An 18,755-nucleotide genomic window follows, 5' to 3' on the forward strand; every position below is an offset into this window, starting at 1 on the left:
GAGCGCCGACTGCCGCACGATAATCCGAGAATGAGGTCGTGGCCCCCGCCGCCAAGCTGAGAGCCCGCATGGACAGGGAGACAGCCTCACACTCGGACAGATCTGGAAAATCAGGCCTTCTTGTTCTCTCAGCCGACGTGGAGGGTCCGAAAGCGATCGGGCTCCGCCGGGTCCCGATCAACGACCTGGATCGGTGTCCAAGCCCATTGCCAAACGCTAATGCCCGGTGGGCGAGTGAACCGGATCGGCCCGCGGGTGCCCTCGACCGCCACGCGCGACCATGACTCGGTGATGGCCGCCCGGCCCGTGCCATGGGAACGCATCACGTCGGCAAGGACGGTGACGGTGTCCCAGCCCTCGAATGCGACGAAGGAGGGCGCCTCACCCAGCCGCTCGCGGAGCTCCTTCCCGACGCGTTCGCCGAGCGGACCGAGGCGCTCGGGCAGGTAGCGCAGAAACGGGACCCCAGCTCCGTCCCCGCCCAGCACCGTGGCCCATTCGGCGAACTCCGGTTGCCCGGCCGGAGCACCGATCAGGATCTCCTCGAGCCGCCGGTCGCCCCGGACGGCTCTGACGATCGGCACCGCCGGCTCCGGATGGCCGACCAACAGGAGGAGCGCCGTCGCGCCGTGGTCGACGAGCGCGTCGCACAGGGCCTCGGGGGTGAGCGCGTTCGTGTCGAGTTCGACGACGGTGCCGCCGCGCGGAGCGAGGTGGTCCCGCAGGACGCGGGCCCCGGACGCCCAGTAGGCGCTCGGCTGCATCGCCACGGCGATTCGACGCCGACCCGCTCCGAGGAGAAAGTCCGCGTAGATTCCCCAGCCGTGGGACTGGGCCGGGGCCAGACGCGCGACCCACTCCGTCGGCTCCTCGGTGAGCGCGTCGAGCACCGCGGACGAGCAGAGAAACGGCACTCCGAGGGCGTCGGCCCGGGCGGCGGCAGCGCGGGCGACGACGCTGTGGTACTCACCCGCCACGGCGGACACGCCCAGGTCGGCCAGTTCGTCCACGGCCGCCGCGGCCCGCTCCGGATCGGCCGCGGTGTCCCGGACCACCAGCTCCAGTGGTCTGCCCTCGATCCCGCCAGCATCGTTGACCTCGCGAACGGCCAGCTCGAGCCCTGCGAGCAGGTGTCGGCCCGCCTCGACCCAGCCGGGCCGCGTCAGCGGTACGAGAGCACCCAGGCGGACGGACGACCCGTTTGTGTGCTCCGCACCGGACGGCGATGGTGGCGTGTTCATCGGGTGGCTTCTCCCCCTGGGACGGTGCGGTCGCAGTCAGCCCGGATCCTGCGCCGGCCGGGTCCGGCGGTTCGCGCTCTCACGTCTCGCCGCAGCGGGCGCTACCGGGTGATCATGCCGGACATTGGAACCATCACCATCGCCCATAGGCAACCGATTATTTGTTTCACCGAGCTGCCAAGCTTCATCGTCATCGGCGCCAACGAACGAGGGCCTGCGCCTCAGAAGGCCACTTCTGAAACACGCCCTAGGAGCCCCTAGACGTGGTGCCGGTCCATCCCCCAGGGACCGGCACCACTGCTTGTTCGGCGCACCCAATCTCCCGGGCTCCGCAGCAACGGACCGGGCATCCCTGACAGACTTGCCGCTATGGCGGAGGCAGTGCATCACATCAGAACCGGGTCACCCAACGGTGAACCGCTACCCGACCCCCCGCGCGTCGCCTGGCGCAAACAGATGAGAGTGCGCGTACTGGATGCTGCCCGCGACCTGACCTGCGAGGCGGGCTGGGACCAGGTCAGCCTCTCCGCCGTAGCGGCCCGGGCCGAAGTCTCGCGCCCCTCGGTGTACAACGAGTTCGGCAACCGAGCCGGCCTGGGCCGCGCACTGGTGCTCCGGGAAACCCAGCAGTTCCTCACCGGCGTAGCCGACACCTTCTACCCCGGGCTGCCGGATACCCACGCCTGCCTCGAATCCGCCATCCGGTATGTCCTCAGCGAGGCTGACAATCAGCCTCTCATCCGGGCGGTGGTCACAGCGGCTCGTCAAGGCTCCGACAGCCTGCTCCCTTACCTCACCGCCCGGGCTGACCCAATCTTCGACGGCGGACAGAGCCTGGTCCAAAGCTGGCTGGCCACACGGTACCCACAGCACAACGCGGAAGCCCTCGAGACGGCAGCGGACGTCATCGTCCGCATGACCATCAGCCACCTCATCCTGCCCGCAGGCGAGCAGCACCTCATCGCCCGACGACTGGCAACGGCAGCACTGAAACTACTGCGCTGACCCGACCCGCACCCAGGCGAAGTTGGTCTCGGGGCCCAGACTCCTCCTGTGCTTGTGGAGAGATAGACCGTCGCGGACCGGCCCATGCGGTCGGCCGTCAGGGGGCGCCCATTACCAGGCCCTCGATGGTGTGCTTCTGCCTGAAAGGTGTGGTCATGGCGGTCATTGTGCGCGTCGGGCCCGTCGAGACCGAGCACGAGGACGGGCCGGGCCTTGACCGACTCCTTCTTGGTTCCGCGGTGGATGGTGAGCGCGGACCGGGCCGAGATGTCACCGCATTGCGGGTACTTGCGCACCGCGAGTTGCTCATAGCGGCTGTAGCGCTCACGGGGCGGGGACACCCGTGCTCGAAATTGGGTTCCTCGTCCCATTGGGTGCCGCCCGGACGCCGGCAGCAACCCACACGGCCAGGAGAAGGCCGAGGGTGTCGACGCCAATGTGGCGTTTGCGGCCTGCGAGCTCCTTGCCGGCGTCGATGCCCTGGCCGGCCGCGGGCACGTTGGCCGAGGTCTTGATGCTCTGGGCGTCGAGGATGCAGGCGCTGGGCTCGGCGTCACGGCCCTCCCGGTGAGTGGCCGCAACCGGGACGGTCAGGATGCGGTGGAGACCGCCACATCGATGCCACGGGCGGTGACGAGCTGTGCACTGCCGTTGGCTAGCTGGTAGGACAGCCCCACCACTGCGAGGCGGCCGTCGGCGACCCGTTCGGCCAGGACGCGGGAGCGCTCCAGGAGCAGATCCACGGTGTGCTCGATGTGCTCGGCCAGAATCTCCTCGGCCGTCTCGCGTCCGGCGGCGCGGGCTGCCAGCACGCTCGGGGTGACCCGTTCGACGACATCCCGGACGAAGCCACCTGGCGTCTGTCCGTCTTCCAGGGCGGAGCAGGCTGCGGCGACGGCCCCACATGAGTCGTGGCCGAGAACGACGACCAGCGGTGCGTTGAGGACGCTTACACCGAACTCGATGCTTCCGAGCACTTCAGTACCGGCTACATGCCCGGCGGTGCGAACCACGAACAGGTCGCCTAGGCCACGGTCGAAGATGATCTCGGCGGCCAACCGGGAGTCGGAGCATCCGAACACCACGGCGAAGGGCTGCTGGGACGGTGCGATCTCGGTGCGGCGGGTGGCGCCCTGATTCGGGTGCTCGGGAGTGCCGGAAACGAAGCGCTTGTTGCCAGCCATGAGCATCTCGAAGGCGTCGCGGGGCGTTTGGGTCTCAGTCATGGCTCCAGCCTACGAGGCGGCACCGGCCGTCCTTGCAAACGGTCCCGCCGTAAGGAGCCAGGTCGGGCGACGCTGTCAGCCAACATTTCCCCAGGCGCCGGGGGAGGCGGCGGCCCTCGAGGCAGAACCTCAGCGCGCGGTCCAGTTGCCCGACCCGTGCGGGCTCCCAGCTGTAGAAGGCAGATATGGGCGCATCGATGTGAGCGCCCGCCGCTAGCCTGCTCTCGGCAGCGCCTCGGGCTAGAGCCTTCGCCATCCGAAGGCGTCGAGTCGGGCCCGGGGCTCGTCAGGCCACCCCTCCCGGTCCTGGAGGCTCTCGCGTTGGAAGGTCGCGTTGAAGGGCTCGGCGAGTGCGTTGTCCGCGCTGGACCCGACTGCGCTCATGCTTCGCCGCACCCCTGCTGATCTGCAAGCTTCTGCGAAGGCCGTGCTCGTGTACTGGGCTCCGTGGTCGGTGTGCATGATCGATCCAGCGAGGCTGCCGCGCGTGCGGACCGCGGCGGCCAGGGCATCGGTCACGAGAACCGCGCGCATGTGGCCGGCGATCGCCCAGTCGGCCAGACGGCGAGAGGCGAGGTCGATGCAGGTAGCAGAACTTCCCGCCGTCAATGGGCGGGTAGGTGATATCGCCGACGTACTTCGTGTTGGCTCGCCCGCTGAGAGGTCGCGGCCGATCAGGTCCGGAGCCTTGGTGGCGGCGGGGTCGGGGACAGTGGTGCTGTGCCGGCGGCGCGACCGGACCCCTTCGATCCCGGACGCCCGCATGATCCGGGCGACACGCTTGTGGTTGACCGCCTCACCGCACCCCTCGCGGAGCTCGGCAGCGCTCCGCGGGGCTCCGTAGGTGCCGTCCGGTTCAAGGTGGACCGTCCGTATCTGGGCGGCCCGGTCCGCGGCTGTCCGGCGCCAGTAGTAGAAGCTCGAGCGGCTGACGCCGAGGATGCTGCAAAGCCGCTTGACGCCGTAGTGGCGCTGGAGGCCGGCGACGAACTGGAAGCGGTTCACCAACGCGTCTCCCCGGCAGAATACTTGGCGGCCTTCCGCAGGATCTCGCGTTCCTCCTCGAGCTCGCGGATCTTCTTCCGCAGAGCCGCGTTCTCCGCCTCGATCGGGCCTGCGTCCGGCGTCCCCGTGGACGGCTTGCTCCGGCGGCCCGTACTCAGTTCTGCAGGGTCTCCGGGTTGATCCCCAGATCGGCGGCGACCGACCTGATCGGCGTCTCCGGCCGCGACTCGTACAGAGCGACCGCGTCCGCCCTAAACTCTGGCGGGTAGTTCTTCATGACCACGAGATGCCGTTCTCAGATCCTCAGGATCCAGTCGGGCTCGCCGTGGCGAGGCCGTCGAGTATCACGCTCAGGCTCAGTGTGAGGGCAGCGGTAGCCAGGAAAGATCTTCGACGGCCGCGTACATCGCGTCCGGGTCGGGCGTTGTTGCGCATTGCGGCTCGCTTCTCTGACAGAGGTGCAGGAGAAGCCGTCCGGACGTGCGGGTCGGGTTCTTATGGCAGCAGGCCCGATGCGCGAACCTTGGAAAGGTTCGTGCACCGGGCATCCTGCCGGTGGCGGCGCGGTCAGGTACGCAGCCAGACAGCGGTGTCCGAGGGGAGCGTGCCGTCCAGCGGCAGTGCCTCACTGGCCAGCAGAACGTCGGTGTGCGGGGGAAGGAGCACCGAGTGGCTGGAGAGGTTGGCGACGCAGAGGAGGTCGCCGGCGCGGGCGAAGGTCAGAACGCCGTCAGGCGAGGGAAGCCAGTCCATGGGGCCGTCGCCGAATCCGGATTCCTTGCGCCGCAAGTCCAGCGCCGTGCGGTAGAGGCTGAGCATTGAGAGGGGGTCGGCAGACTGCCGGTCGACGGCGTAGCGGGCCCAGTCGGCGGGCTGCGGCAGCCACGGCTCCGTACCCCCGCCGAAGCCGAAGGAGGGCTGGTCGGCTTCCCAGGGCAGAGGGACGCGGCAGCCGTCGCGGCCAGGGTCGGTGCCGCCCGAGCGGGCGTGCATGGGGTCCTGGATGCTGTCCAGGGGGACGTCGGCTTCCGGCAGGCCCAGTTCCTCACCCTGATAGAGGTAGACCGAGCCGGGCAGGGCGAGGGTGAGCAGGGCGGCCGCGCGGGCGCGCCGGGTGCCGAGACCGAGGTCGGTGGGGGTGCCGAAGCGCTTTTTCGCGAAGTCGAAGCCGGTGTCCTCACGGCCGTAACGGGTAGCGGTGCGCGTCACGTCGTGGTTGCACAGGACCCAGGTGGCGGGTGCCCCGACGGGGGCGTGTTCGGCGAGTGTGTCGTCGATGGTGCGGCGCAGCCGGTCCGGTTCCCAGGGGCAGGAGAGGAAGTTGAAGTTGAACGCGGTGTGCAGTTCGTCGGGGCGCAGGTAGCGGGCGAAGCGTTCTGCGTCAGGCAGCCAGACCTCTCCGACGAACACGCCGTCGTACTCGTCCGCGATGGTCCGCCAGGACCGGTAGATGTCGTGAATTTCGTCCAGGTCGATGTAGGGGTGCGGGTCGACGCCCTCGACGAAGTCGCGGAGGTCTGAGTCTTTGGTGAGCAGGGCGGCGGAGTCGATGCGTACGCCGGCGACGCCTCGCTCGAACCAGAAGCGCAGTACGTCCTCGTGTTCGCGGCGCACGTCGGGGTGGGACCAGTTGAGATCGGGTTGTTCAGGGGTGAAGAGGTGGAGGTACCACTCGCCGTCCGGGACGCGGGTCCAGGTGTCGCCGGAGAACTGGGAGGGCCAGTCGTTAGGCGGGAGTTCGCCGGTCTCTCCGCGGCCGGGCCGGAAGTGGAACCGGGCGCGCTCCGGGCTTCCCGGGCTGGCGGCGAGCGCGGCCTGGAACCAGGCGTGCTGGTCGGAGACGTGGTTGGGGACGATGTCGATGATCGTCCGAATGCCGAGCTCGCGGGCCTCCGCGATCAGCTTCTCGGCTTCGGCGAGGGTGCCGAAGGCCGGATCGATGGTGCGGTAGTCGGCGACGTCATAGCCGCCGTCCACCAGCGGGGAGAGGTACCAGGGGGTGAACCAGACTGCGTCGACACCGAGTGCGGCGAGGTAGGGCAGTCTCGCCCGGGCGCCCGCGAGGTCCCCGGTGCCGTCGCCGTCACCGTCGGCGAAGCTGCGTGGATACACCTGGTAGATGACGGCGTCGCGCCACCAGTCGTCGGTGCAGGGCGTCTGAGGGGCTGCCACGGATCGGTCCTTTCGGGCAAAGTGTTCTTCGCCGCCGGCCCTGGTAGCGGGGCGGCGATCGGGCCGACGGCGAAGGCTAATGGGGTGCTGGGGCGGGGGTTCGGGCCTGCTCAGCCCTTGAGGCCGCCCGCGGTGAGGCCGCTCATGATGTTCCGCTGGAAGATCATGAAGATCAGCAGGGTGGGAATGGAAGCGATGGTCAGCGCGGCGATCAGTACGTTGACGGGTACGCCGTTGGAGAGCGAGTAGATGCCCACGTTGAGGGTCTGCTTCGCCGGGTCGGGCAGGGTCAGCATGGGCCAGAGAAAGTCCTTCCACACCCCCACGACCGCGAAGATCGACACGACGCCGAGGATGGGGCGGGAGATCGGCAGCACGATCGACCACAGGACCCGTATGGAGGAGGCTCCGTCCATCGAGGCCGCGTCGAGCAGCTCCTTCGGAATGGAGTCGAAGAACCGCTTCAGCAGGAAGATGTTGAAGGCATTGGTGACGGCCGGCAGCCAGATCGCCCAGGGGGTGTTGAGCAGATTGCGCTCGATGATCGGAACGTCGAGCACCGTCAGGTACTGGGGGACGACGAGCACGGTCGCCGGGATCATCAGCGTCGCGAGCATCATGCCTAGGATCGCCTTGCCGAACATGGGCCGCAGCTTCGACAGGGAGTAGGCAGCCGCGACGTCGAGGATCAGCTGGAAGGCAAGCGCGCCGAAAGCGTAGTAAAAGGTGTTGAGGAGGAGTGTGGCGAGGTCCATCACCTCCCACGCCCGCGCGTAGTTGTCCGGCTCGAAACTTTCGGGGACAAGGGTGGGCGGGGTCTGGATGACTTCCTGTGCGTCCTTGAAACCGCTGGACACGAGCCAGTAAAGGGGGCCCAGGAAGACCAGGGTGAACAGGACGATGACGGCTGCGAAGACGGTCCAGTAGAGGACCTTCCCGCGTGGCCTGGCGAGGACGGCCGGCGAGATGAGCGTGCGTGTGGACATGGCTGGTCTCCGGTCCTACTCGTCCTCGGCGCGGCTGAGCTTGACGTACACCGCCGAGAATCCGGCCAGGAGTACGAGCAGGAGCAGGCCGAGCGCCGCCGCGGCGCCGTAGTTGTTGAAGTTGAATGCGTATTGGTAGATGAGGTAGACGACCGTTGTCGTCGAACCCTCGGGACCGGCGCCGCCGGTGAGCAGGAAAGGCTCGACGAAGACCTGCATCGTCGCGATGACCTGCATGAGCGCCATCAGGGAGAGGATGAGACGGGTCTGCGGGATGGTGACGTGCCAGAGCTTGCGGAGGATTCCCGCTCCGTCGAGTTCGGCGGCTTCGTACAGCTCGCCGGGGATGGACTGGAGGGAGGCGAGGTAGATCAGGGTCGCACCGCCCATGTTCATCCAGGTCGAGGCGATGACGACGGCGAACAACGAGATGTCGGGATCTTGCAGCCATTGCTGTTCGGGCAGGCCCATCGAGGTGAACAGTTCGTTGAGGAGCCCGTATCCGGGGTCGTAGAGGTACTTGAACAGGAGGACCGAGGCGACCGGCGGCAGCATCACGGGCAGGTAGACGAGCAGCCGCAGGTAGCCCTGGCCGTGCTGGAACTCGTTGATGACGACGGCGACCAGGAACGGCACGGCGAAGCCGAGGACCAGAGCCAGCACGGTGAACAGGGCGGTGTTGCTCCACGCCTGCCAGAAGGCCGGGTCGTTGAAGACGGTTCTGAGGTTGTCGAGTCCGACCCAGGTCGTCCGGCCGTCCTCGGTCTTCTGGAAGGCGAGGAAGAACTCCCGCACCATCGGGTACCAGGAGAAGACGCCGAAGCAGAGCACCGCGCCGATGAGGAAGGCATGGGCGGTCAGGTTGCGCCGCAGGCTTCTGGCGAACCGGCCCCCGGGGGGCGCATGTCCCGCCTCCGGGGGCGGGGAGTGACGGCGGTGCACCGCCTTGCTCGGGGTAAGACTGGGGGCCGACATCGTCTCTCCTTGGTACTGTCTGCCGGTTTCGGACCCGACGGAGTCGGGCGCTACGGGCCGGCCCCGTGGGGCCGGCCGCCGGGTGGGGCAGACGCACGCCTGCCCCACCCGGAGCCACTCACTGGCTGGCCAGGACCTGGTTGACCTGGGTCTCGGCGGTGGACAGCAGTTTGTCGACGTCGGCGCCCTTGTTGGTGAGGACGGCCGACATGATGTTGTCGAGGATCTTGTAGATCTCCTGCGCCTTCGGCGGCTCGGCCTTACCCGCGACAGGGTTGTCCATGAAGGACTTGAAGTTCTCGACCGGCATGGTGGCATTGGCGAGACGGGCGGCGTCATCCGCCGCCTTGGACTCGTTCAGCCAGAAGTTGGGCTGCGGGATGCCCACCGGCAGGCCGTCGGCCTTGGTGCGGGCCCAGTCGAACTGTCCCTTTCCGACCGTCAGGTTCTTGTAGTTGAGCCAGGCGACGGCGGCCTTGATCTTGTCGGAGGAGATCCCCTTCTTGATCATGTAGTTGTTGCCACCGGCCAGCGTGTTCTTGCCGCCGGGGATCGGGCCCATGCCGAAGTTTTCGTACTTCGCGCCCAGTTGCTGGGCCATGTAGGCGATGTCGTCGGGGGCGGCAAGGAACATGCCGAGCTTGTCGGTGGCTATCTGCTTCTGGAGCTCGCCCCACTTCAGCAGCTGGGTCTTGCCCATGGAGTCGTCCTCCCAGCGCATGGCGCGGAGGTTCTCGGCTACTTGCTTGCCCAGCTCGTTGTTGAACGCGGCCTTCTTGCCGCTCGCGTCGACCACGTCGCCGCCGACGCTGTACATCTGCGCGGTGAAGTGCCATCCGCCCTGGTTGCCCGCGCTGTACTCACCGAAGCCGGAGATGCCCTTGCCGAGACCGGCGATCTTCTTGGCGGCGGCCCGCACCTCCTCCCAGGTGCGCGGCGGGGCGTCCGGGTTCAGGCCCGCGTCCTTGAAGAGCTTGCGGTTGATCAGCAGGCCCATGGTGTAGTTGCTGGTGGGCAGGCCGTAGAGCTTGCCGTCCTGCTTCAGGGAGTTCAGGACGTTCGGGTCGATGTCCTTCAGCGCAGGCACGGACTTGTCGTTGACGTACGCGCTGATGTCCTCGGCGCCGTCGTTGTCGAGGACCTGCGGCAGGTCGGTGAAGTACGTGTAGAACACATCCGGCTGCGACTTCGCCTTGAGCATCGCGGTGAAACGCGGCGGCTCCAGACACTGGCCCGGGGTCGAGCGCCCGTCGATCGTGACGTTTGGGTAGATCTTGTTGAAGGCGGCGACGTCCTCCTTCCATTCCTTCAGCTCGGGCACCTTCGCCGCGGACGGCATGCAGTCGATCGTGAGCGTCACCTTGGCCTTGGGGTCCAGCGGCTTCGTCGGATCGGACGAACCGTTCTGCTGGGACCCCCCGCTGCTGTCGTCATCGCTGCTGCTGGTGCCGCAGGCGGCGAGCGCGGTCAGCGATAGAGCGGAGACGAGGGTGATCGCGGCGGCGCGACGGCGGCGGAGGAACCGGGCACTTCTCATGGGTGGACCCCTTTGGGCATGAACGAGGAGGAGCGGTGCGAAGACGTAAGTCCCCTCACCGATGGTGGCGTTGTGGGGATGCGCACACTCAACCACCACAAACAAGTGAGCGCAATATGTCACGCTCATTTCGCAATTGTGTGACAGAAGTTCGTAATCATTCCGTGATGGGTGTGCAGCGGTCGTCATGCGGCCGGTCCCGCCGGCACGCTCGCGTCTGCGGCGCCCGCAGACGCGAGCGTGCCCCGGCCCTCGCGGCCCTCCGGCCGCGTTGCACGTGATTCAAGCGCCGGGGATCCCTGTCGGCTCCCCCGCAGCCGCCGAGGGTCATGGGGCCCCTTGGTGGCCGGGCGGCTCGGCTCCGGCGACACCACGCGGTCCCGGGCGCCGGTGGTGGCCCTGCCGGCGCAAGCCCCGGGGGCCTGCGCCGACGGTTCGTCTCCACCGGGTGGTGGAGGGCGGTGCCTACGGGTTGATGTTGATCTTGAAGGTGGAGGTGGTGTTGCGGATGTCGACGGCGTTGCCGTCCATGCGCAGGCCGTTGAAGGTCACCTCACCGACGGCAGGGCCCTGGCTCCCCTCCGGATTCTCGTTGGCCCAGAGGCCGAAGCCGGACTTGGCGTCCCAGGCGTCACCGCTCTTGCGGGCTCCGGATATGGAGATGTCGGTGAGGACGGTGTCCTTGATCGGGAACTGCGGCTGCCCGCCGACGTAGTTCGTCTGGAACATGATGCCGCTGTAGGTGGGATCGACGATGTCGACGTTGTTCACCCGGATGCCCTGGAAGACCTTGGAGGCGGAGAAGAGCCACATGCCGGGGAAGGTCTGGTTGCCCCAGAAGTGGCCGCCGGCCCGGACGATCGAGATGTTCTCCAGCGTCGTCGGCTCGGTCCCGAAACCGTTCATCGCGTAACCGAAGTCCAGCGAAGAGATGGTGAAACCGGAGTAGACCAGGGTGTCCGCGATGTGGATGTTGCGGAAGGTGTTGTCGTAGCCGCCGTAGACGGCCACACCCGCCGCCCGCCAGGTCAGCGTGCTGGTCAGGTTCTCGTAGACGTTGTTCTTCATGTCGGCGCCGCCCGCGTCGATGGCGGAGAACAGTGCGAAGCTGTCGTCACCGGTGGCCCGGGCCTCGTTGTTGACGACGTGGTTGTCCGTGGAACCGTTGGTCATGTTGATGCCGTCGGCGAACATGTTGCGGATGCGCGAGTTCTTGATCGTGACCCGGTCGGTGTTGGCGCCCCAGTAGAGGCACACCATGTGCTCGGCCCAGATGTTGTCGATCTCCATGTCGGTCACGTTGGCGAAGTCGAAGACCTTGCCGGGACCGTCGATGCGCGAGGTGAAGTTGCCGAAGTAGGCAAAGTTGCGGAACGAGGAGCCCTTGGCCGCGGCCTCGGCACGGAAGCCGACGTCGGTGTTGTTCTGGGAGGCCGGGGCGTGGAACCTAGTGAACCAGGGGCCTGCGCCGGTGACCTGGACGGGCTTGCCGTAGACCTGGAACTTGCTCGACGTCTGGTAGTCGCCCGGGGGCAGGTAGACGCCGACGAGCTTGCCGGTGGAGTCCATGCGGACCCTGTCGAGGGCGTTCTGGACATCCTGCTGGCCGAAGCCGGCCGGCACGGCGTAGGCGGCAGGGTCCGGGTTGGCGACCGGGGTGACCTGCTCCAGGTTGACGAAGTCGATCGCGTAGTTCGCGGCCTTGTTGGCGGCGTCCTTCTGGAGACGGATCTTGCTGCCCGCTGGGACGGTCTCACCGAGGAGGAGGTGGGCCTCGTCGTAGATGTGGCGCGGGCCGCCGGCCGACGGGGCGTTCTCGGGGCTGGTCTCGGCGCCGTACAGCCAGGCGTACTTCGAGGTCAGCGGGAGCGTCTTCTTGAAGACGCCGTCGACGTAGACGTTGATCGTGGAGTCCGTGCCGCCGCCGCCCGAGGCATCCGGGATCGAGAAGCGGGTGACCAGGGTGTTCGTGGCGGCCCGGGTGGTGAACTCGACGTACTCGCCCGTCGCGTCGAGGTTGACCGCCTTGCGGCCGGAGGCCTCACCCGCGATGTCACCGACCGTCCGGTTGGGACCGACGGCGGTAGCGCCGCCGCCTGCCGTGCCGTCCTCCGCCTCGTACATGTCGTACGGCATGTTCGCGCCGCGCCCGACGAACAGCGCCTGGGAGGCGGTGTTGTTCGCGCGTTTGACCGGCAGTTCCTCGGCGTCGTCGGCGAGGACCGTCCGGACCGTGTACGAGCCGTCGGCGGCGGTCCACGGGCCGAGGGTCACCACGGTCGAGGCGCCCGCGGCGAGGCTTCCGCTGTAGGAGCCGGTCAGGGTCTTGACCGTGTCGCCCTGCTTGTCGAGCAGGTTCAGGGTGACGCCGTGGCTGCCCGTGGAGGTGGCCTGGTTGCCCTGGTTCTTCACCGTCGCCTTGAAGGAGACGGTGTCACCGGCGGAGGGGCTGGAGGGAGTGGTGGTGACCGAGGTGGTGACCAGGTCGGCGCTGGTGACCGCCTTGACCACAAGGGCGGTGGGGCTGGTGTGGGTGTTGTTGGTCTCGTTCTGCTCGATGACCGCGTTCGCCTCGTCGACGACCGCGCTCAGCTCGTAGGAACCCGCGTCCCGGGCTCCGATGGAGGCGCTGACGGTGGTCTGCGCACCGGCCGCCAGGGCGCCGACCTGGGCGGTGGCGACCTTGGTGCCGCCCAGACGCAGCGCGACCGCACTGGCGGGCGCAGTGGCCGGGCCACTGTTGCGGACCGTGGCCCTGACCGTAATCGTGTCCGACTCGACCGGGGCGGCCGGCGTGGTGGTCAGTCCGGTGACCTCCAGGTCCGGGTTGGGCGCGGGCACGCCGATGACCTGGAACTCCGCGAGCTGGCCCGCCGAGGAGCCGCTGTTCGCGGTGAACTTCAGCTGCACGTCGGCGACGCGGGCGGTGACCGGGACGGTCGCCGTGTTCCCTCCGGCCGGGTCGAAGGTGTAGCTCTTCGCGGCGACCAGACTGGTGAAGCCCGAGGCGTCCTGCTCGCGTCCGAGGACCTCGATGGTCTGGTTCCGCGCGGCCCAGGCGGTGGCCGGGTCGAGCTTCAGGACCAGCCGGTCGAGGTCGGCGTTGGAGCCGAGCTTCACGGTGAGGGTGCTGGGGTGGCTGCCGCCCTCCCAGTAGGTACTGGTGCTGTTGTCGTTGGCGTTCGCCGCGACGAAGCTGTGCACCGTGGAGGAGGCGCTGATCGCCTTGCCGACGGCCAGGTTGGAACCCGTGGAGCCGGTGCCGTTACGGGTGACGGTGTTGCTGCCGGCCGACTGGTTGCCGGCTGCGTCCTTGGCCCGCACGTGGTACGTGACGGTCTGGTTCACCGGACGGTTGTCGGTGTACGTGGTGACGTCGCCCGCTACTGCCTTCAGCAGCGTGTTGTTGGCGTAGACGTCGTAGCCGGTGACACCGGTGTTGTCCGACGAGGCGCCCCAGGTCAGCTTCACCTGGCCGGTCACCTGCTCGGTGAACGCCAGGTTCGCGGGCACCGTGGGCGCCTGCGTGTCGCCCGTGTCGGCCCGCCGGGTGACGGTGTTGCTGTTGGCCGACTGGTTACCGGCGGCGTCCTTGGCGCGGATGTAATAGGTCACCGCCTGGTTCGCCGGACGGTTGTCGGTGTAGGTGGTGACGTTGCCCGCCACGCTTGTCAGCAGCGTGTTGTCGGCGTAGACGTCGTAGCCGGTGACACCGGTGTTGTCGGTGGAGGCGGTCCAGGTCAGCTTCACCTGACCGGTCACCTGCTCGGTGAGCGCCAGACCCGCCGGGACCGTGGGCGCCTGTGTGTCACCGGTGGCCGGCCCGTAGACCTCCAGTTCGGATATCTGCGCGGCAGGCTGCGAGGTGTTCGCCGTGACCAGGACGCGGAGGTAGCGCGCGGTGGTCTCTCCGAACGGGATGGTCACGGAGTTCTGGCCGGAAGCGGCGAACTCGTACGCCTTCGAGCTCGTGAGGTCGGTGAAGTCCGTGCCGTTTGCGCTGCTCTGGATTTTCAGGGTCTGGCTGCGTGCGCCCCAGCCGTCGGGCAGGCGCAGCACGACACGGTCGACTCGGACGGAGGAGCCGAGGTCGGCCCGCAGCCACTGGGGCAGCTCGTTGTTGCGGCTCTCCCAGTAGGTGGCCTTGTTGCCGTCGTTGGAGTTGCCCGCCGCGTACACCTCGGTGTGGCTGCTCGCGGTGAGCGTCTTGCCGGCGGCGAGGTTGGCGGAGGTGCTGTCGGCTGAATGGACCTGCAGCTCGGAGAGCTGGGCGGCCTGCCAGCCGGTGTTGGCGGTAATGTCGACGCGGACGAAACGCGTCTGGGTGGCCGGGAAGCTCACCGTGACGGTGTTGCCGACACCCGGGCTGAAGGTGTAGGTGGCCGAGCTCTTCAGCGTGGTGAAGCTGGTGCCGTCGGCGCTGCCCTGGACGGAGAGTGTCTGGTTGCGGCTCTCCCAGCCTGTCGGGAGTTTGAGGACGACCTCGTCGACGCGGGTGCTCGTGCCGAGGTCGGTCTGGACCCACTGGGGGAGGTTCGTACCGGCGCTCTGCCAGTACGTGGCCTGGTTGCCGTCGGTGACGTTCGAGGCGCCATACTCGGCCCTGCCGCTGCTGGCGGACGCGGGATCGCCGAGCGCGATGTTGGGGCCTCCGGCGGCCTGGGCGGTCATGAGGGGACCGCCCAGCGTCAGGAGGCTGGTCGCGATCACGGCGCTCACGCTCCGCGATCTCCAGTTGTGCAGTTTCATCTGTCCTCGATCTCGGCCTCACGGGCGATGGCCGCGGGGCACGGTTTACGTGTCGTCGGTTGTGGTGGTTCGTCGGGGAGTTGCGCGGCGTCGCCAGGGCGTCCGCACAGGGCGGGGACGGGCTTCGTCCGGCCCGCGGGGGCGCACGGCGGCATACCGAAGGCCCCGCGTGAAGGGGCTGCGGGGTCAACGGGAGACGCGGGAGGGGTGGGGTCCGGCCACCGCCGTGACCGGACCCCCTCGTCACGGCGCCTCGGGCGCCGAGCCGTGTGTTACGGGTTGCTGATGACGAACTGGGACCCGGGTTCGACCAGGATGTTGCCCTGGGCCGAGTTGGTGATCGTCACATTGGAGAGGGTGGCACTGCCGCGGGCGCCGCCCATCGCGAGGATGCCGGAGCCGTTGTTCGACTTGTCGATGCGAACGTTGGTGATCTTGACGTTCGGCACTTCACCGCCACCCGTCTTGAACTGGATGCCGTCGTAGGTCGAGTCGATGATGTCGGTGTCCTGGATGGTGACGCCCGGGATGGGCTGGCCCTGTGCGAACAGGGTGATGGCCCCGAACTCCTGGTCTTCGTTCCAGAACGCGCCGCCGGTCCGGTAGAGGGCGTTGTTGGAGATGAGGGTCTGGCCGGAGAAGGGCAGCGGGTCGTGGTCGGTCGCCAGCATGATGCCGGGGTAGTTCATGGTGTCGGCGATTATGTTGTTCTCGATCTTGTTGCCGAAGCCGCCGTAGATCGCGATGCCGTTGGCCCGCCAGGGCAGCTGGATCGTGTTGTTGCGGAAGTTGTTGTTGGAGCCGACGTCCACCGAGGTGTCCTTGACGTACTTGCTCGCCCAGACGGCCAGCGCGTCGTCACCGTTGTTGCGGAAGGACGAGTTGTAGACGGTGGAGTTGCGGGTGCCGTTGGCGAAGTTGATGCCGTCGGCGTAGGTGTTGCGGATGCGCATGCCGTTGAACTCGACACCGTCACCGGGTCCCCACAGCTCGGGGATGTTGGTGTAGTCGCGGCCGGCCCAGACACCGACGTTGGCGTGCTCGATCCAGACGTTACTGATCTTGGTGCCCTTGCCGAAGCGCCCGTTGAGGCCGACGCCGCCCTCTTCCTGGGCGTTGTTGCCCCGGATCGTGCCCGAACCGAAGATCGCGATGTCGGAGATCTGCGTGTTGTGGTCGATGTCGAAGCCGAAGTTGCCCTCGTGCGGGTGGTTGATACCGCCCGCCTGGTGCGGCGGGGTGAGGGTGTACAGCTGGGAGTGCCACATGCCGGCGCCGCGGATCGTCACGTCACGGATGCCGACCGTGTTGTAGATCCCTCGGTTCAGCGGGTCGTCGGTGAGGATCTTCTGCTCCTGGCGCCACTGGCCCGCCGGGATCCACACGCAGGCGATCTCGCCCTTCTGGTCGGCGGTCACCGCGCGCTGGATGGCGTCGGTGTCGTCGATGCCGTCGTTGGGCACCGCACCGTAGTTGGTGATCGATACGCAGCCGGCCGGCTGGGCGGTCGGGGGCGCCACCTGCTCCAGGTCGATCAGGTCGATGATGTAGAAGGACGCGGTGTCGCCCGCGTCTCGCTGCAGCCGGAACTTGGTGCCCGCCGGGTAGCTCTTGGCCAGCAGTGCGTGCGACTCGTCGAACAGTCGGCGCGCGTCGGTGCCCGGAGCGTTCGAGAGGCCTTCCGGATCGTCGGTCGTCCCGTACAGCCAGCTGTGCTTGGACGAAAGATCCAGCTTGCGGACGAAGACGTCATTCGCGTAAAGGCTGATGGTGGCCTGTGTCCCACCGCCGGACGGAGCGTCCGGGATGGAGTTGCGCACCACGATGGAGTTGGACGCGTTGGTCGAGGTGAACTCCACGAACTGACCGCTGGAGTTCAGCCGGACCGACTTGCGACCGGAGGACTCGGTGGCGAAGTTGGTGTGCCCGAAGGTCCGCTTCTCGTCGGCGGTCAGCAGGGTGCCCTCGTAGCGGGCGTCCTCCGCCTCATACTCGGTGTAGGGCAGGGCGGCACCGCGACCCACGACCAGCGAACGGCTGAAGACGTTGTTGCCCTCGTTGGTCTCAGCGACCGTCGTGGTGGCGTCAGCCGTCGCGGTGAGGGTAACTCCTCCGCTCGCCGCTTTCCAGGTCCCGGAGAGGGGGACGGTGACCGACTTGCCCGCGGCTACCGCGGGGGTCGTCCCGTTCAGGGTGCTGGTGCCCGCGGTCAGACGCGTGATGGTCCCGGCCGCGACTCCGCTGGTGCCCCGGTTGTTGACCGTGGCTGTGAAGGAGACGTCGGCGCCGACCGCCGGAGCGGCCGGGTTGGGAGTGATCGCGGTGACCGTGAGGTCGGGGCCGGGGGCTTGGCCGATGATCAGCTTAGAGGAGCCGGTCCGGCTGTTGTTGGTGTCGTCCTGCTCAACGACGGACCCCGCCGGGTCGACGACGGCGGACACGGCGTAGCTACCCTCCGCCTTCTTGCCGACAGCGACCTTTACCGTGGTGGACGCGCCCGGCGCGAGGGCTCCGACCGGCGCGGTGCCAGCCACGGCGCCTTCGAGACTCACGTTGACCGACGTCGCGGGCGACGCGGCGGTACCGGCGTTGCGGACGGTGGCACTGACCTCGACGGAATCCGTCTCCGAGGGGGAGGCCGGAGTCCACACAAGGTCGGTCACCGTCAGGTCCGGGTTCGAGGCGGCGGTGCCCAGCACCTGGAACTCGGCGACCTGCGCGCCCGGAGCGCCGCTGTTGCTCGAGATCTTCAGCTGCACATCGGCGTACCGGCCGGAGACCGGGATGGTGATGGTGTTCTCGCCCGATGACGGACTGAAGCGGTAGTCGGCGCGGGCTTTGAGCGACGTCAATCCGGCGGCCGACTGCTCACGGCCCAGCACCTCGATGGCTTGGGTCCGTGGCCCCCACGCCTGGTCCGGGTTGAGCTTGACCCTGACAGCGTTTATCTCCGCGTTGGCGCCGAGCTTCGCGGTCAGGGTGGCGGGAAGGGCGGAGGACTCCCAATAGGTCGCAGTGCTGTCGTCGTTGGCGTTGGTCGCCACGTACGACTGCGTGAACGACGAAGCGTCGATCGGCTTGTTCCGCGCCAGATTGGTGCCGGTAGGCGTGGGGTCGACCGGACCGCCGTCGTCAGCCTCGCCGAAGACCTCCAGTTCGGAGAGCTGGGCCGCGTTCCACCCGGAGTTGGCAGCCACCTGCACACGGACGTAGCGGGCCGTCGTCTCGGTCACGGGGATGCTGACAGTGTTCGCGTCCGCGGGGTCGAAGGTGCGCGCGCCGGAGCTGGCGAGAGCGGCGAACGAGGATCCGTCCGTACTGCCCAGCACGCTCAAGGTCTGGACGCGGGAGCCCCAGGAGGCGGGCAGCTTCAGGGCGACCCGGTCGACCTCGGTGCTCGCCCCCAGGTCGACCTGCACCCACTGCGGGAACACCCCGCCCGGGCCCTCCCAGTAGGAGGCCTGGCTTCCGTCCGTCACGTTGCCGGCGACGTAACTGCCGTTCGTTCCACCTGCTTTGGCGGGCTTACCGAGAGCCAGATTGGCGCCCTCGGCTGCGTGGGCGGGGGCGGGAAGGATCCCGATCCCTATCACCCCCGCCAGTACGGAACCGACGACCACTCGTCGTCGCTGATGTCTCGATCGCATGAAGTCCTCTTGATTCCTCACCAGTGCACCCGTCCGTGCTCGCCCTCCCGTCCAGGCGCAGTTTGCGCCGGGGCGGGAGGGCGGACGTGGGGGGCGGATGCAGCGGGCGAACGTGACAGAGCACTCGCATGGGCACCTTCCACGCGCATCTGGAAAATATCCGTGCACTAGCAAGGCTTTTTGAGTAGCTCCGTCAATCTTTTGCGATGGCC

General features: G+C 67.8%; 11 protein-coding genes and 3 pseudogenes. 1 reads left to right on the plus strand and 13 read right to left on the minus strand.

Annotation, left to right across the window (positions count from 1 at the left end; translation table 11 throughout):
* Positions 1-128: 128 nt before the first annotated feature.
* Complete coding sequence (locus ACHFIV_RS15100; protein WP_398968271.1) at positions 129-1,241, minus strand: ABC transporter substrate-binding protein; 1,113 nt, start codon at positions 1,239-1,241, stop codon at positions 129-131.
* Positions 1,242-1,610: 369 nt separating this feature from the next.
* On the opposite strand from ACHFIV_RS15100, the gene ACHFIV_RS15105 reads away from it, so the two are divergent.
* A complete protein-coding gene (locus ACHFIV_RS15105; RefSeq protein ID WP_398968274.1) occupies positions 1,611-2,246 on the plus strand; it encodes a TetR/AcrR family transcriptional regulator in 636 nt (211 codons plus the stop codon).
* Positions 2,247-2,343: 97 nt separating this feature from the next.
* On the opposite strand, the pseudogene ACHFIV_RS15110 reads toward ACHFIV_RS15105, so the two are convergent.
* From ACHFIV_RS15110 to ACHFIV_RS15165, 12 genes and pseudogenes are all read right to left on the minus strand, one after another.
* A pseudogene (locus ACHFIV_RS15110) lies at positions 2,344-2,625 on the minus strand (phytanoyl-CoA dioxygenase family protein); the annotation flags it as partial.
* A 10-nt stretch (positions 2,626-2,635) separates the two neighbouring features.
* A pseudogene (locus tag ACHFIV_RS15115) lies at positions 2,636-2,813 on the minus strand (transposase); the annotation flags it as partial.
* A gap of 23 nt (positions 2,814-2,836) precedes the next feature.
* Positions 2,837-3,472, minus strand: a complete 636-nt coding sequence (locus ACHFIV_RS15120) for a carbonic anhydrase (RefSeq protein WP_398968277.1) — start codon at positions 3,470-3,472, stop codon at positions 2,837-2,839.
* 163 nt (positions 3,473-3,635) lie between these two features.
* Positions 3,636-3,728, minus strand: a pseudogene (locus ACHFIV_RS15125) (divalent-cation tolerance protein CutA); the annotation flags it as partial.
* Positions 3,713-4,477, minus strand: coding sequence for an IS3 family transposase (locus tag ACHFIV_RS15130; RefSeq protein WP_398968280.1), 765 nt, complete (start codon positions 4,475-4,477; stop codon positions 3,713-3,715). The gene ACHFIV_RS15130 and the pseudogene ACHFIV_RS15125, both read right to left, overlap by 16 nt.
* A 154-nt stretch (positions 4,478-4,631) precedes the next feature.
* Positions 4,632-4,754, minus strand: coding sequence for a transposase (locus ACHFIV_RS15135; RefSeq protein ID WP_398969681.1), 123 nt, complete (start codon positions 4,752-4,754; stop codon positions 4,632-4,634).
* A gap of 290 nt (positions 4,755-5,044) precedes the next feature.
* Positions 5,045-6,649 carry a glycoside hydrolase family 13 protein gene (locus ACHFIV_RS15140; RefSeq protein WP_398968283.1) on the minus strand — a complete coding sequence of 535 codons (1,605 nt, stop codon included), beginning with the start codon at positions 6,647-6,649 and terminating at the stop codon, positions 5,045-5,047.
* A gap of 110 nt (positions 6,650-6,759) precedes the next feature.
* The gene (locus ACHFIV_RS15145; RefSeq protein WP_398968286.1) at positions 6,760-7,635 is read right to left on the minus strand and encodes a carbohydrate ABC transporter permease; all 876 of its coding nucleotides are present in this window, start codon (positions 7,633-7,635) and stop codon (positions 6,760-6,762) included.
* 15 nt (positions 7,636-7,650) lie between these two features.
* A complete protein-coding gene (locus ACHFIV_RS15150) occupies positions 7,651-8,610 on the minus strand; it encodes a carbohydrate ABC transporter permease (protein WP_398968289.1) in 960 nt (319 codons plus the stop codon).
* A 118-nt stretch (positions 8,611-8,728) separates the two neighbouring features.
* The gene (locus tag ACHFIV_RS15155; RefSeq protein WP_398968292.1) at positions 8,729-10,147 is read right to left on the minus strand and encodes an extracellular solute-binding protein; all 1,419 of its coding nucleotides are present in this window, start codon (positions 10,145-10,147) and stop codon (positions 8,729-8,731) included.
* A gap of 465 nt (positions 10,148-10,612) precedes the next feature.
* Positions 10,613-14,896 carry a discoidin domain-containing protein gene (locus ACHFIV_RS15160; RefSeq protein WP_398968295.1) on the minus strand — a complete coding sequence of 1,428 codons (4,284 nt, stop codon included), beginning with the start codon at positions 14,894-14,896 and terminating at the stop codon, positions 10,613-10,615.
* Positions 14,897-15,168: 272 nt separating this feature from the next.
* The gene (locus ACHFIV_RS15165; RefSeq protein ID WP_398968298.1) at positions 15,169-18,543 is read right to left on the minus strand and encodes a CARDB domain-containing protein; all 3,375 of its coding nucleotides are present in this window, start codon (positions 18,541-18,543) and stop codon (positions 15,169-15,171) included.
* Between the last annotated feature and the right edge of the window lie 212 nt (positions 18,544-18,755).

The sequence above is a fragment of the Streptomyces sp. ALB3 genome, from assembly GCF_044385685.1.
Classification (GTDB): Bacteria; Actinomycetota; Actinomycetes; order Streptomycetales; family Streptomycetaceae; genus Streptomyces.

Bases quoted from the DNA above. Each gene is read 5' to 3' on its own strand.
- ACHFIV_RS15100 (WP_398968271.1), bottom strand. From the start codon at position 1,241: ATGAACACGCCACCATCGCCGTCCGGTGCGGAGCACACAAACGGGTCG.
- ACHFIV_RS15105 (WP_398968274.1), top strand. From the start codon at position 1,611: ATGGCGGAGGCAGTGCATCACATCAGAACCGGGTCACCCAACGGTGAA.
- ACHFIV_RS15120 (WP_398968277.1), bottom strand. From the start codon at position 3,472: ATGACTGAGACCCAAACGCCCCGCGACGCCTTCGAGATGCTCATGGCT.
- ACHFIV_RS15135 (WP_398969681.1), bottom strand. From the start codon at position 4,754: ATGAAGAACTACCCGCCAGAGTTTAGGGCGGACGCGGTCGCTCTGTAC.
- ACHFIV_RS15145 (WP_398968286.1), bottom strand. From the start codon at position 7,635: ATGTCCACACGCACGCTCATCTCGCCGGCCGTCCTCGCCAGGCCACGC.
- ACHFIV_RS15150 (WP_398968289.1), bottom strand. From the start codon at position 8,610: ATGTCGGCCCCCAGTCTTACCCCGAGCAAGGCGGTGCACCGCCGTCAC.
- ACHFIV_RS15155 (WP_398968292.1), bottom strand. From the start codon at position 10,147: ATGAGAAGTGCCCGGTTCCTCCGCCGCCGTCGCGCCGCCGCGATCACC.
- ACHFIV_RS15160 (WP_398968295.1), bottom strand. From the start codon at position 14,896: ATGAAACTGCACAACTGGAGATCGCGGAGCGTGAGCGCCGTGATCGCG.
- ACHFIV_RS15165 (WP_398968298.1), bottom strand. From the start codon at position 18,543: ATGCGATCGAGACATCAGCGACGACGAGTGGTCGTCGGTTCCGTACTG.